Annotated in this window: 13 protein-coding genes and 1 pseudogene; 3 read left to right on the forward strand and 11 right to left on the reverse strand. The window is 33.0% G+C overall.

Annotation, left to right across the window (positions count from 1 at the left end; genetic code table 11):
- The 3 genes from P700755_RS13440 to mnmH all read right to left on the reverse strand — a co-directional run bounded on the left by P700755_RS13440 (window position 1) and on the right by mnmH (window position 3,122).
- The gene (locus P700755_RS13440; protein WP_015025199.1) at window positions 1-693 is read right to left on the reverse strand and encodes a hypothetical protein; all 693 of its coding nucleotides are present in this window, start codon (window positions 691-693) and stop codon (window positions 1-3) included.
- Between the two features lie 358 nt (window positions 694-1,051).
- On the reverse strand, window positions 1,052-2,095 hold the full coding sequence (selD, locus tag P700755_RS13445; protein ID WP_015025200.1) for a selenide, water dikinase SelD: 1,044 nt from the start codon (window positions 2,093-2,095) through the stop codon (window positions 1,052-1,054).
- 4 nt (window positions 2,096-2,099) lie between these two features.
- A complete protein-coding gene (mnmH, locus tag P700755_RS13450) occupies window positions 2,100-3,122 on the reverse strand; it encodes a tRNA 2-selenouridine(34) synthase MnmH (protein ID WP_015025201.1) in 1,023 nt (340 codons plus the stop codon).
- A 1,003-nt stretch (window positions 3,123-4,125) separates the two neighbouring features.
- Here mnmH and P700755_RS20065 point away from each other — a divergent pair.
- The 3 genes from P700755_RS20065 to P700755_RS13460 all read left to right on the forward strand — a co-directional run bounded on the left by P700755_RS20065 (window position 4,126) and on the right by P700755_RS13460 (window position 8,569).
- Window positions 4,126-4,287 (forward strand): hypothetical protein, encoded by a 162-nt coding sequence (locus P700755_RS20065; RefSeq protein WP_015025202.1) that lies wholly within the window; start codon window positions 4,126-4,128, stop codon window positions 4,285-4,287.
- Between the two features lie 1,785 nt (window positions 4,288-6,072).
- On the forward strand, window positions 6,073-7,356 hold the full coding sequence (locus tag P700755_RS13455; RefSeq protein WP_015025203.1) for an agmatine deiminase family protein: 1,284 nt from the start codon (window positions 6,073-6,075) through the stop codon (window positions 7,354-7,356).
- 649 nt (window positions 7,357-8,005) lie between these two features.
- Window positions 8,006-8,569: a DUF6642 family protein gene (locus P700755_RS13460; protein ID WP_015025204.1), complete on the forward strand. Its 564-nt coding sequence runs from the start codon at window positions 8,006-8,008 to the stop codon at window positions 8,567-8,569.
- Here P700755_RS13460 and lplA read toward each other — a convergent pair.
- The 8 genes and pseudogenes from lplA to P700755_RS13495 form a co-directional block, all read right to left on the reverse strand.
- The gene (lplA, locus tag P700755_RS13465; protein ID WP_015025205.1) at window positions 8,566-9,555 is read right to left on the reverse strand and encodes a lipoate--protein ligase; all 990 of its coding nucleotides are present in this window, start codon (window positions 9,553-9,555) and stop codon (window positions 8,566-8,568) included. The two genes, P700755_RS13460 and lplA, sit on opposite strands and share 4 nt — an antisense overlap.
- Window positions 9,556-9,932: 377 nt before the next feature.
- Entirely contained in the window at window positions 9,933-10,637 is a 705-nt protein-coding gene (locus P700755_RS13470; RefSeq protein WP_015025206.1) for a TMEM175 family protein, read from the reverse strand.
- A 320-nt stretch (window positions 10,638-10,957) separates the two neighbouring features.
- Entirely contained in the window at window positions 10,958-11,197 is a 240-nt protein-coding gene (locus tag P700755_RS21360; protein WP_051007971.1) for a PH domain-containing protein, read from the reverse strand.
- Window positions 11,198-11,368: 171 nt separating this feature from the next.
- Window positions 11,369-12,076, reverse strand: a complete 708-nt coding sequence (locus P700755_RS13480; RefSeq protein ID WP_015025207.1) for a ZIP family metal transporter — start codon at window positions 12,074-12,076, stop codon at window positions 11,369-11,371.
- A 609-nt stretch (window positions 12,077-12,685) separates the two neighbouring features.
- Window positions 12,686-13,402 carry a hypothetical protein gene (locus P700755_RS13485; protein ID WP_041758377.1) on the reverse strand — a complete coding sequence of 239 codons (717 nt, stop codon included), beginning with the start codon at window positions 13,400-13,402 and terminating at the stop codon, window positions 12,686-12,688.
- Window positions 13,375-13,524 (reverse strand): annotated as a pseudogene (locus tag P700755_RS21365) (hypothetical protein); the annotation flags it as partial. The pseudogene P700755_RS21365 and the gene P700755_RS13485, both read right to left, overlap by 28 nt.
- Before the next feature lie 373 nt (window positions 13,525-13,897).
- Window positions 13,898-14,293: a hypothetical protein gene (locus P700755_RS13490; RefSeq protein ID WP_015025209.1), complete on the reverse strand. Its 396-nt coding sequence runs from the start codon at window positions 14,291-14,293 to the stop codon at window positions 13,898-13,900.
- Complete coding sequence (locus tag P700755_RS13495) at window positions 14,286-14,723, reverse strand: UPF0158 family protein (protein ID WP_015025210.1); 438 nt, start codon at window positions 14,721-14,723, stop codon at window positions 14,286-14,288. Before P700755_RS13495 ends, P700755_RS13490 begins: the two co-directional genes overlap by 8 nt.
- Window positions 14,724-14,755: the final 32 nt, after the last annotated feature.

Raw genomic sequence — 14,755 nt, forward strand, 5'->3', positions numbered from 1 at the left:
TTAATTAACACTGATGTTTGTAAAATACAATCTAAAATTGCCGTCTTTGGTCTTATGATTTTTGGCCAATCGTAGACCCTTAAAATCTTCGTAATCTTCCCAGGTAGTCACCAATACTGGTTTTTTACTCCCATTTGGAATATAAGACCACTCTTGAATTCTCATGGCATCATCCAAATAGATTTTATAAGTATCTCCTGGTGTGTAGCCTGCTGTTTCTGAATACATTACCGTGACTTCTGTTAATTTTTCTTTAGAAATAGGAGCTTCTACATTTTCTTGAGTTTCGTAATCAAAATTTTCATCCCAAACCAACTGAAATGGAAAGACTAGCCAATATTTATCATTGATAAAAGCTTGATCTATCGACTTTAATTCTTCCGTCATTTCACTTCTTTTATACGTGACGGTGGTGTCCTTGGTCGTCATACTCACTTGGTCAATTTTTGGATTCCATTCCCAAGACCGCTCGGAGTGGTTTTCTCCAGCATCTACATTGAAGGTATATTTAAAAGTTTCTACATCCGACCAGTTGCTATAGCCATTGGCATTGGCAATTTCTTCAAGTAAACTAGGCTCTTCCATTGAGGTTTCACCAGCTTCTGGGGAAGACTGATTTTCTTCTTTTTTATCTTTCTGAGATTGGCAGCTCCAAAGGACTACCGATAATAGAATAAATGTAAAGATTTTCATGATTTGTTTTCCACAAAGTTAAACTTTTCAATGAGCCTCTACAAATTATGTCTTTTGGAAGTCTTATTTATTAACATTTGTAGGATGTAAAAACACAGGACTTCCTAAAGACTTTTCCATAAACTCAGTTATATCCCTAAAAAACGTCAATCTCTAGGGTTTTTCACCGATAGTTATAAAATCCACTAACCCATACCAATCATCGCACTCCCTTTCAAGAAGCGACTGCACGAATTACATTCAGTATGAGTAGTTCTAGAGAAGAATATTAACTGACATGGGAAAGCAATCAATCCCACCTTCATCTAAACTTTTAAAAATATCAAATGAGTAGAATACTACTTATTAGTTTAGTTCACTATTCTTTGTCATTTATATAAATTGGCGATTCCGATTTTTCTATGAGTTCTCCTATCGGTTCTGCAAAAAGACCCTTACTTTTTAGAATCGATTCAACTTTTTGAGAAGCCTCTTTTTTGACAGCAATTAATAATCCTCCACTGGTTTGTGGATCACATAAGATATGTCGTTGCTTTTCATCTTCGATGTTAAGCTTGTGACCGTAACTTTCCCAATTTCTCAGCGTTCCACCGGGGATACATTTTTTGTCTAGATAACCATGAATCTCATCGAAAATTGGCACTTTATCATAATTAACAATAGCAGATACATCACTAGCTTCACACACTTCAAGTAAATGTCCCATGAGTCCAAATCCAGTGACATCGGTTAAAGCTGTTACCTCGTTAATCTCTGAAAGATCCATTCCAACATCATTTAGAACCATCATCGAGTTGGCAGCAATATCTTTATGGTCTTCCTCTAGAACACCTTTCTTTTGTGCTGTAGCCAAAATACCAATACCTAAAGGTTTGGTTAGATAAAGAATGCTTCCTGCCTCTGCTTTATCATTTCGCTTTAAATTAGAGAGGGTAACCGACCCTGTAACTGCAAGCCCAAAAACAGGTTCTGGATTATCAATACTATGACCACCTGCAAGCAGTATTCCTGCATCAGAGCAGGCTTTTCTCCCACCTTCCATTACTTGGGCAGCAACTTCAGGGGCAATTTTATCAATAGGCCAACCTAGAATTGCAATCGCCATTAATGGCTTTCCTCCCATAGCATATACATCGCTTATAGCATTGGTAGCCGCTATTCTTCCAAAAGTGAAAGGGTCGTCCACAATGGGCATGAAAAAATCTGTGGTACTGATGATACCAATTCCACTTCCCATATCGTATACCGCAGCATCGTCTCTAGTATCGTTACCCACTAGAAGATGTGAGTCTTCAACTTGAGGAGAGCTAGACGCTAATATGGTAGTTAATACCTTAGGTGATATTTTACAGCCACAGCCTGCACCATGACTAAAACTTGTTAATTTTATACCTTCGTTCATTTATTTAATTTGTTAAGCTCATTAAAAATTTTGCTGTTTCTTCTGGATTCACTGTTGGAATCTCAAATTTTAGAATTGTAGATTCCTCACGCTTTTGTAATCCTCCTAAGTAAGCTTTGTCGTAATAAAAAAGTGTGATCTCTACGACTTTATAATAATCTCGGCTTTCAAGTGCCTCTAAGGCGAATTTAGCTTTATCGTATCCAAGCCTTTTAGTTATTTTACTAATGGCCTCTTGTAATTTATCATGGGTTAAACTTGCATACGTATCCACAAGGTGTTTTGTTCTTTCCTGAAAAGGAACATCTAAAAAATAGACAGGCATAGTTCTTATTTTAAGATAAAATGCATCAGGAATTATCACCTTTCCTATGGACTTACTTTCATCTTCAACCCATATTGGTAGCTTAGGATTTAAACCTTGTACTACTGAAAACAGATTATTTTGAAATTGTTCTGTAGTTGGTTGAGGTGGAAGATCGATACCTCCAAAAGCAGAACCTCTATGGTTGGCTAGCCCTTCTAAGTCGATTATCTGTTGTCCTTTCTGTTCTAAAGAGTGTAGTATTTCAGTTTTACCAGAACCGGTATACCCACTTAAAATTTTAAGGTTTAACGGGTGTTCAAAAAATTGGAGCACATAATTTCTAAAAGCCTTGTACCCTTTTTCAATAACATACACTTTTTCAAAACCGTTATCTATAAGATGATCGGCAAAAGCATTACTTCTCATTCCTCCACGCCAACACTGTATCACAACTTCCTTTTCAGGGGCGATCTCAATAGACTTGCTTATAAAATCATTTAGTTTGGGTTTTACAAATTCATACCCGATTTCAAAGGCCCTTTCTTTTGACTCCTTTTTATAGGCCGTGCCGACTACGGCACGTTCTTCATCAGTAAATAATTCAAGATTATTAGCATTGGGAATATGTCCTTTTGCAAATTCTCCAGGTGATCTGACATCGATAATTGGTATATGCTTTAGATTGTGAAAGTAGAAGTCTACGGTAATAATTTGTTTCATCTTAACATCTATATAAAGTATTAAAAGTAAACTCACAACATAACATTGGCTGCTATATTTAAATGAGTATACTCAATGGTTTTTTAATTAGCAGAATAGTCTTATCAGCGGAATTAATATGGTTTTTAATGAGACAAAAGTACAGCTAATCCATTGGTTATTTAAACCACTTAACATTAATCTCTATAAATACTGTACAACAATTGTATGCTGATTGTTCATACATTTTACTTAAGTACCGTGTATGTTGAATATATCTTTGGTATTTAATCCCACTAGTTGTAATTTTCTAAAAAGGAAATAAAAATGACCCTTTGTTGAACTTTCTAAAAATTTTCAGAACGGTATTATAACAGCGAACTTTATGAAAAAGCACTTAAGTATAAGCATAAACACCATTGTATTGATATGAGACTGTACACATAAACTTTAATAAATGGAGTGGTATTAAACTTATCGATAATGTTAACAAGCTATCCTAAAAAAGCTTTTTCTGTAAAACTAAAATATTAAGGATTTGGAGATTTACAAGCGGTGGAGCTGTATTTTAAAAAAATTGGAATTCTAAGTTTCAATTTTGAGTTGACTTTTCACTTATATTTACTTTAGGATTATGAAAGAGAAAAAGAATGGTCTGAATTGAACTTTTCTAAAACCATTAAGGAGAAAGAAATCATTAAGACTTAAAATCTATTACTTACAACTCATATTTTATGGAGACAGAAGTCAGTAGAAAATAGTGTAAGCCATTTTGGGGTTGTGCAGATTTATATTTTATTGAGTTTAAAAAGAAAAAGATAAAACAAAATGCAAAAGCCTTGGCTAAGTGCTTAATCGGAAATTCAATGTTTTTAATTCCCTTAATAACTAGATACAACAAGGTAATAGCAAGCAGGGTAGGGTGAAGGATGTCCCTTTACCTTTGTTAACATCACCTTACCAACAACTACACTTACAGTTGTTATAAATAGTTGAATACCCGAAATTTCGTACATTTGTATTTATGGGTACTAAACAAGATATACTGATACATTTATCAGAGCTTAAAGAGAGACTTGCACAGGAAATGCCTAAAGTTCGTAAAGAAATTCGTCTATATGAGGAAAAACGAACCAAAGGGCAATTAACTGAAAAACCTGTTCTTGGGCCTCAGTTTAATGTCTAAATCCATATTATTAATAGTTGCCTGCTGTAACGGTTCTGGAAAATCATCATTCTCTAAGGCTTTATCTCCAAACAATTCATTTCCGTACGATTACGACTTGGTATTCCTTGATTTTTATAATTCACTAATTGACAGTGAATTGAAATAAAAAATCGCTCATAATTTGTCATCTAATAATTTACAAACAAGTATTGAAACTGCAATAGCACAAAAGGAGAACTTCTGCTACGAAACTAATTTTAATACCACACCACTTTATTGGCCGACAATTTTTAAGCAATAAGATTACCGATTAGAACTTGCTTTCTTCTGTTTAGATTCTATCGATACAGCAAAAAAGCGAGTAAGAATAAGAGTGAAGAACGGCGGACATTTTGTGCCTGAATAAGAAATTGAAGAAAGATATAGATCAGGCTACAAACACTTAAATGAAAATTGGAAATTTTTTGATGCAATCCATTTACTTGAAACTAGTCAATATGATCGTGAACCGAAGCACCTGTTGACTATTGAACAGAATGATCTTGTTATACTTGAATATTTTCCAAAATATTTGTATAAATTGATTCCGAATATTGCAAACAGAGTGAAATAAAACGGTGGTAACACATACTATATCCAATGCGGTTTTCAATTTTGAATGGAACATTTTTAGATTAGCAAATCTATTTTTATGTTCGAGAAAACAAACATGGTGGAGAAGCGGGCTGTATATAGAGTATGACGTTGTAAAGCATTTAGGTAAGGTAAAGGGAGATAGTTTGCACTTTTAAAATTTATAAATTGCTTGAAAAATAATTTATCATAGTCTGGAAAGCAAAAACTAAAATGGAATAAAAAGTATAATTTATTCACGAGTACTTAACTCAGAAGTACACTATCACAGAACTTTGTTGGTCATTTAACATATCGCAACCTACTACTTACAAGTTGGTTTATCGGTTTGAAAAGATGGGGTTGTCGGGCTTATACCAATTTAGCATTCAAATGTCGTATAAAATCAGTTTCTTTTTCACTTATTAATCGTCATAAAATAGAACCGTAACTATGGCTATGCTTATATTTTTTTCCTCAACTAAGTAAAAAACCTGTGCTGAGTTACGTCGTAGTATAATTCAAATTTTTAATGCAACATTTAAAAATTAAATTGGTATTAATTAAGCAAGAAAGAGTTCTGATTAACCACCCCAACAGAACTGATCATAAAGCTGATGATTCAATTTTTAAATTAAAAAACAAACACATGCTTTGGGGTGCGAAGAAAATTCGCAGATTGATATGATTTTTCCAATAGACCATAGCCTGAGAAAATACCAAAATAGGATTATACCAATTTAGCATTCAAATGTCGGACAAAATTAGTTTCTCTTTCACTTATTAATCGTCATAAAATAGAACCGTAACTATGGCTATGCTTATATTTTTTTCCTCAACTAAGTAAAAAACCTGTGCTGAGCTACGTCGTAGTATAATTCAAATTTTTAATACAACATTTAAAAACTAAATTGGTATTACCCATGAACCATGATAGTGTGCCAAAATCAAGCTATGCTGCGGAAATCATATTATTGAGTATATTTAACTGCTGGCCTTAAGAGAAAATACGTCAGTTCTGAAAATCAAGGAGATGGGAGTTGGGGAGTATTTTATAGAGATGTATTTTTAGGTTACTGTAATGAAAATAAGAGACAAACAAGTATCAATTAGGCTAAGTCAAAATCTAGTATAAAGCATGTGCCTTTAACTTTGTAAACATCTGCCTTAACGAACATTTAAATACACAATATGAAATCAATTTTAACCAGCTTTATAATTGCCTTATCTTTCATTTCATGCTCTTCTCCAAAGACAACGGACAATTTAATTGTTGTAAACCAACCGGCAGAGTTTGAAGCCCAAGAAGCGATTTGGTTGATATGGCCCTCTACGAATCATAAAGAAGGAGAATCGGTTGAAAAGGTCACCCTTTCTATTATTGAAGCATTAATCGATGATATAAGCATAGTGGTAACGTGCAAGGATAAAGAACTTCTTAAGCAAGCAAAACAAACAGTGGAAAATCACTTTGGTAATCAGCCTAGAATCACATTTCTTGAAATCCCGTCTTTAGAAATTTGGACAAGAGACATGGGGCCAACATTTGTAGAAACAAATAAAAATACCTTAGCCGTTGCAGACTTTAATTTTAATTCTTGGGGGTACTCAGATACTTTAGACATCGGTACTAAAACAGAAGAAATGTATGATGTAAGAGTAGCTGAACACTATAATTTGCCTGTGATTTCGAGTTCAATGATTAGTGAAGGTGGAAATAGAGAAGTAAATGGAAAAGGGATATTGATGACCACAGAATCAGTTGAAATGGGTAGAAACCCAACCATGACCAAAAAGGAGATGGAAGCTGAATATAAGCGACTTTTAGGAATTAAAAAAACCATCTGGCTGAAACAAGGTTTAGTTGAAGACGACCACACTTTCCTTGGGCCTGTTGAAACTTTAGACGGAACAAAAGCCTACACAGTAGTTACTACAAATGGTCATATTGATGAATTCGCTCGTTTTGTAAATGAGTCTACAATCCTTTTGGCACAAATAGATAGCACAGAATTTAACGATCCAATTGCTTTTGAAAATCACAAACGGATTGAGGAAAATTACCAACTATTATCCGCAGCGACTGATCAAGATAATAACCCATTTACTATTATTCGTATGCCGCTTCCAGGCCCTATTTTTTCGACAATGAAACCCGGTGATTATGTTTATGATTACATCAAAACACTCGATTATAAAGAGGGGAGTACTTTTCCAAATGGCGATACAGTAAAGGTTATGGCTGCGTTTAGTTATCTCAATTTTATAATTACAGACAAGGTGGTGATTGGGCAAACTTGTTGGAGAGAAGGAATGCCAAATGAGTTGAAAGTGAAAGATGAAAAGGCTGCACAACTATTGCAATCTGTTTTTCCCAATCGAAAAATAGTAATGATTGATGCCCTTGCCGTCAATTTAGGCGGTGGTGGGATACATTGCATTAGTATGAACCAGCCCACATTCTCAAACAATTAGATTTTGAAAGTTAACAAAATAACGATGTTCAACATATTGTAAAAAGGCATCGAAACACATCTTAGACTGACTGTTATTTTAAATGCCGAGCAAGTCAATGAGTGATTTTGAGAGATTCGACAGAAATCTATTGAAATCGTATTGAGAACTTTGTATTACTTTCTATGTATAAGTTTAGGCTTGTAGTACTTATACCAAATTAAACCCATAATGTCCTAATAAATCGTTTTACCGAAACGAATTCGGCACAGGCTTTTTTCACCTGCTTTTTGTCAAAAATAATTACTGTGACTAAGGCTATGCTAATTTTTTTCCTCAACTATGTAAAAAACCTGTGCTGAGCTACGTCGTATTATAATTCAATTTATTTATAGGACATTATAAATTTAATTTGGTAATATAAAAAGAGATCTTAGCCATTTCGATTTTTTTTTAATGCAATAATAGCCTTAATGCAAAGCAACCAAATCCTCTTGGATAGTTTGCTTATTCTGACTCAGAGACTGGAACTATAGTCTTTTGGTAGTTGATTTTTTAACCTATTTCAGAAAAGTGAAGACCATAGTCTTAATGTTTTAATAAGTTACTTGTTAAACACAGGCAGAATGAACAGTTTCGTCTCCTCCAAATAAATTGAAAATACATTGTTATGGAAATTGAAAAATTTATTTATTGTCTTGAAGCCGTTCCAGATATAGAGACTACCAACACTACTGAAGTTGTAAAAATCTTAGAGGATATTGCCTTAGTACAAGATATTACGAGTATTTACAAAGCTTGTGATACCATAGAGGGATTGGAGGAGAGCTTGAGTTATTTGCTGTATGAAGATCATAACTTTAAAGATTACGAAATTATTTACCTCGTTATACCGGGGGAGGCGAACAACATCCTGATGAATGACTATTATTATAGCATTGAAGAGATTGCAGAACTTTTTGAAGGGAAGATGACTGGGAAAGTCATACATTTTGCTAACCAAAAAGTCTTGGATCTCACTGATGAGGAGTCACAGTATTTTTTAGATGTTACTGGCGCACGAGCTATCTCAGGTTATGGATCTACCACTAGCAAAATTTCAAGTACAATTACTATAGACAGAGTTTTCTTCAGTATGTTTCAGGAAAATGATGATCTTGCGGAAGTTGTGGAATCCATGTTTCAAAAGCATTATAATCTCTGTAAATTACTCGACTTTAGGTTGTATTATTAGAAAAAAGCTTGCACCAATTCTTCTTCAGAAATAGCATTAAAATAGTCAGAACTTTTCAAATCCTGCAAAGCAGCTAGGAGTTTATCTTTCTGATGTTCTTTCCCTATCAAACCCTTAATTAGTGGTTGCAGATCTTTATTGACAAAGAAATCTCCAAAAATTTCTAAATCGGTAATTATTCCTTTTTCTACATTAAAGTGAACTTCCACAAAGCCCCCAGGGGTTTTTACGCCATTCTTAAAACCGTAATTAGGAGAATAGCCATAGTTCCAATTCCATTGGCTGTACTTTTCGTCTGCTAGTTTTTGAATAGCCGCTTTATCAAAAGCGTTGATTTCATAAGGAATTGCATCGGGATACAAATGTGTGATATGCTTCAGTACACGTTCGCCAAACTTTTCAACGCCGATGTCCTCTTTTAAATGATTGGAAATATTGGTAACTCTACTTTTTACCGATTTGCGCGCTTTACCCTCAAACTTTAAGGGATTTACGTTCAGCGCATCCGATATATCTTGAATTTCCGAGGCGTATAATAAAGTACCATGATGTAAAACCCTTTGTTTTTGGTGGTGAATATGCTCTGCATTTCCAGAAAACTTCTGACCATCGATTAAGATATCATTCCGACCAGAAAAGTTGGCTTCCACACCAAGTTGGGACAGCACATCTATAATAGGCTGATTGTATTTTTTAAAATCTACTTTAGCGCCTTCTTCACCATAACCCATTATAAAGGTATAATTGAGGTTGCCCAAGTCATGATATACCGCGCCGCCACCTGTAAGCCTCCGTACTACACTCACGTCATTCCCTTTTACATACTCTACATTTATCTCTGCTAAAGTGTTCTGGTGCTTTCCTACTACAATGGTATTGTCGTTTTGCCAAAGCATAAAAACGTTTTCATCAAAATTCTTCAGAAAATATTCTTCCGTAGCTTGGTTGAAATAGGGATCGAGGCTTTTATTGAGTATACAGAGCATCTAATTATATTTTAGAAGTGATTTTTTATCATTCCATAAATATAAAATTCATCCGCCAAATAACATGCTATTTTGGCATTTAACTTTAAAAACTAAGGGATTCTATATTTTATAAATCTTAAAATACTAAAACAGTTTTCTCAATAAAAGACGTGTTAAAAACGAAAATAGATAACAACATAAATAGACTTCTCTACTTGGTACATATGAATTTCACCTCTTTTTAAATTTAAAATGACAGGGAAAGAAAGCTGTTTTAGTATTAAAAAAGTCTTAGATCTCACTCATGATGAATCATAATTTTTTCAGATGTATGAGCTATCTTGGGAAAGGAGGTGAAATGTTTTTGAACCTCACATCACAAAAGGAAAAGGTATTCACTTTTTATAAAATCTATTTATAAAAATGGCGAAGAATGGAATGGTAAGATAGGTTAACGCTGACCATGACGCCAAATCTTCAGATAAAATTAATGCTAAAATTGCAGCGATAAAACCAGTAAAAGAGACAGCTCCCAAAAATATTAATTTAGATTTTGTTTTATTAATTTCAAATTGATTCAATTTTAGCAGATTTCTTTTCGAAAATGCACGGAAGTATAAAAGAAACAGTATTCCTGCCATTACAAAAAGTCCTGAGCCGTAAATAGCATATAGTCCAATCAGCTCACTAGTGCTTGTAACATTAAATTTTGAAGGTAACCATCCATTGCTTAGCCCCGTAAAAAGAGCGGAGAAAATTAACCGAAGGGGATACATGAATACGAGTAAAATAAAGATGAGACCAATACTTAAAACGATGGTGTACATATCTTCCAATCCATATCTTCTACTCCATGTTCGATGGCTGAACCAAAAAATCATGATGATAAAAAAACTACATAAACATGCTGGGATTTCCTTTAATGAAATAATTAATTCGGAATAATTTTCTGGTATTGTTCCAACAGAAATAACCAACATGGTAATTGCAAAAGCAAAGGCAGCATCCATAAATGTTTCTAATCGTGTGATTTCAATTCCACGCATCGTGAAACCTCGATCTATGGGGAAGTTTGCTTTTTCACTTTCTGTTTTAGTCATGATTGTTTTTTTGAATTCTATAAAAGCTGAAATAGTCAACTTTTAGTATAAAATAATTGTATCTAGATGACCTAAATCTTATAATATATTTTTACACAAATACGTTTACTTTAAAAACTCTATTTCGCTTTTAGCTGCAATAAGGTTTAAGCTTTTTATTTCTTGAATGATTTAGAGCCTTGTTGTAAAAGGTTAATTTGTTTAAGTATTAAAGTTAGTCAATAAATCACAGATATGAAGTCCGTGAGTCCCGACGCTTTGGGATTTGTAAATTGGCTAAAACCAGCGCTAAATTTTGTAGGGTGTTGTGTAACGTTTTTTTAGTCTTCAGTTATGTTATTTTTTATTTTCGGGTTTAATTTTGTCAAATACTTTGCAAACTCAAATTTGTCTTTCGGTGAAATTATCATCTCTTGAAATTTTCCATATTTAATTTCAATTCGGTCAAACGAAGCTGCTGGAGAAGAAATAATAGTATTTGATTTTGTTATTTCCTTAATGTCATTAATTCCAATGTAGAAGATATTTTGGATAGGGTAGAGTATGAGGTTTAGGCTCAAAACAAGACCATAGATTAAAGAAGGGGCTGTCAGAAAAGTCTCTTTAGGGAAAATTGAAGCCTTCTTTTTTATAGTTAATCAAATAATTGAGCAAAAAAATAATTACAATAAACCCAAATGATAAAACATATAGACTCTATGTGTGATAAAGAAGTCTTTCATTCATTATTTTTAAATAATCTTTTCGCCTACGATTCCTACTAAAAAACCAAGAGTTGCGCCAAGTGATGTTAGATAATTATTTTCTAATTTACTCTCGGGTATTATATCATTTATCAATAAATACAATATACCTCCACTAGAAAACGTCATAAGGTGAGCAGTAATTACTGGAAAATCAGTCAAAAAATAATGTCCAATTAGAGCACCTCCAATTCCGAAAAAACTTAAAAAGAAAAATATTATAAGGGTCTTTTTTTCTGTAAAACCACTTAGTACTAAATCTCTATAAGCATTAAAAGCCTCGGGTAAATTTTGAAGACCTATAAAAACTGCTAGTAAAATTGCCAGGTTTGGTTCTATTGCAAATGTTGCCCCTAAGGCAATAGACTCTGGAATAAAATCCATCAACATGGCTAACAACGCTGCATTTTTTCCTCCTTTCTTAGCTAAATAGCGATCAATTTGCAAAAAGATAATCACACCTCCTCCAAAAGATAATGCCATAGGTAAAACTTTCAATTCTTCCATCCCTTTAGGAATTAATACGAAAGTAACAGCAGACAAAATGATACCTGCACCAAATGACATTAACGTGTGTATTATTTCATATTTAACTGGTGTTTCCTTAATATGGTGGTTAAAATACTTCGCTAGAAGCCCACCAATGAATACTGTGACTCCAGCAAGTCCTGAAAATAAAATGATTTCTTGTAGCAAAATTTTAAGTGATTTTAAATATGATTATTTATACCAATTTAGCATTCAAATGTCGTATAAAATCAGTTTCTTTTTCACTTACTAATCGTCATAAAATAGAACCATAACTATTGCTATGCTTATATTTTTTTCCTCAACTAAGTAAAAAATAATTCAAATTTTTAATGCAACATTTAAAAACTAAATTGGTATTAAAACGTAGCAATTTTTACTTTTAGTACCCAGACTATTTCTTCGGGTTCTTTTAATAATCCAGTTATAAAGCTAGCAGTTACTTCGTTTTTAAAATTACACTTTATTGCAGATATGGACGACCTGATATATTAAATTATTGTGTTGTGAAAATTCAGTTTTTGGTTTTCAATTTAGCAGCGATTCCGAGGTGATTTTCATTTAATCTTCAGAAATTTTTTACTTAAACACAAACTTTAAAATCAACAGAGCAAAAAGTATAATTGCTAAAGTTATTCCTGTTATTTTTTTAGTGCTTTTATTAAAAAATGCTCCCATAGTTTTATCTCATTACTGTTTTCGGTTGTGTCCCTCCAACGAATGACAACGACTAAATAAAAACTGTTTTCAATGGGTTTTATTTTTTGTGTGTGCCAGTTATTTTTTTATTGCGTTCATATAATCGTTTAATATCTTTGAAAATTCAGAAACCATATCAACATCCATTGATTTTCCAATTGAATGTGTGCCTATTAGAAACTGACAAGGATTCCTAAGTTCTAGTGAGTTTCCAATTATTCCAGTCGCAGAGTTTAAAAAAGTTTTATCAATAGATGGCTCATTAAAGCTCAATTGATCCACGATTTGATTTCCAATAAATAGAAAAAGCTTCTTTTCTTTTGGATTAAAATCTGCGTGTAAAAATTGTTGTTCTCCTACCGACCAATCTGAGATATCTACTGATATTGAAATTTTGTGGTAATCAGAATCTATTACTTCAAAGTGTATTCTGTTCTGGTAATAAATAATTCTTAGTCGAGAATGAAATACATCTTTGTTTCCAAGGTCAAATAAAACTTTTTCAAATTGTTGATTAGCGAAATTTGGAAAACCAATTGACATTGATATAGAAAACCCTTCATTTAGTTTATCTTCTTTTCTTTCAAATCCATGTTTCAAATAAGATAATTGGCCCTGCTTTCCGATTGCTTCAAAAAGAGCCTGGGATATTTTTTCCAACCCTACTGAACTGTCTATTCCTTTAATGTCAGCTAATAATTGATATTTTTCTGCAACTTGAGAATGGTCAACCTCATGATAGATTATGAGCATCTTAAATTCCTTCTTTATACTTTTGTTGAATAATGCCTGCAATTCAGCATTTGTCCAGCCCTTTTCAAAAAGAATTTACTTAAAATGATAATGGCATGGTTAGAATTAGAAATCTCTTTATTTATTGAATCTGATAAGGAATCACCGAGCTTAATACTGTATTCGTCATAAAAAACCTACGCTCCATTCAACATAAAATTGTTTGCTAAATCCCTAACTAAAGAGTTTTTGTCTTCCGATGCATGTGATATAAAAAAATCTGCTTTGTTCATTTTTTATTTGGACTATCGTTTTTTTTATTGTTCTGAAAATCAATTATTAGTGCTTTGGTTTTCAGTTTCCTTTTTTACCTTTTCTCCGTTAACCAAACGTCACCTCTGAGTAATTAATTTCTGCCTCGGATTTGGGGAATTGCCCCTAACGTTAGTATAAGTTTTCGTTATGGATTGCAGATTGCTTTCCTCTCGAGCCTCAACTTTGTTGTTAGGGGCTAAATATTTGGTTGTCAGCACAAAAACCACATTGAAATTTATATTGTTACATGCTGGTTTTATTTTTTTTCAATTCATCAATTCTTTTTTTGTCAATGTAATGGGTTGCGTAACTGTCCTCAATACTCTTTTTTCCTGATTTACTAAATCTCAATTTACGCTTAATCCCTTTACCAAATTGGTTATATCCTGTCCATGAACTTTCTAAATTTAAATCCATTGAGTATTTTCTAATCAACTTGTTAATTAAAGTCAGCTTACTTAAGTTTATGTTACATGCTTTCTCTAAATATTCAATTCGTCCAAACCTCCAGTTTTCATAGTCTTTTTTTGTCAAGTAACCAAGTTGTAACATAATATCTACAGTGCAAACAAGTCCTTTTTCATAAGAATTTAAATGTACCAGTCTTTTTACTTCTTTTTCTAAATCTGCATTATTCATTGAAATCGTCCTTATTTAAATTAATTTGCTTTTTTACCCAACGGATACAACGTAATTTTTTAAAATCAAACCACAGCTGTCTATACTCTCCTGAATTATCAATCTGCCATTTAAAGTTTCTAAATGGTTTTGGTCTGTTTAGTGCATCAATTAATTTTTCCTGTAATTTAATATTATCAATGTTCTCTGAAAAGTCAGCCATTATCCGAAATGATTCATGTGAATCAAGTCCAACGAATTCAAAATAATCATCCCAGTTTTTATCAATTTCCTTTGATTCCTCCTCCTCCCAAGATTCTTCATCAGCAGCATCCCAACTATCAAAATTGAGAATAGTTATAATCTTGCCAGCCTTGTGATGATAAAAACACCTCATTCCTGCATCTAGATTGTCTGCAATTTCTTCTATTTGATTTTCAGTTAGTTTCATAATGTTTATTTTTCAGCTTGCATATAAGGTTT

Origin of the sequence: Psychroflexus torquis ATCC 700755 (assembly GCF_000153485.2) — a bacterium.
In the GTDB taxonomy this organism is placed as follows: Bacteria; Bacteroidota; Bacteroidia; order Flavobacteriales; family Flavobacteriaceae; genus Psychroflexus; species Psychroflexus torquis.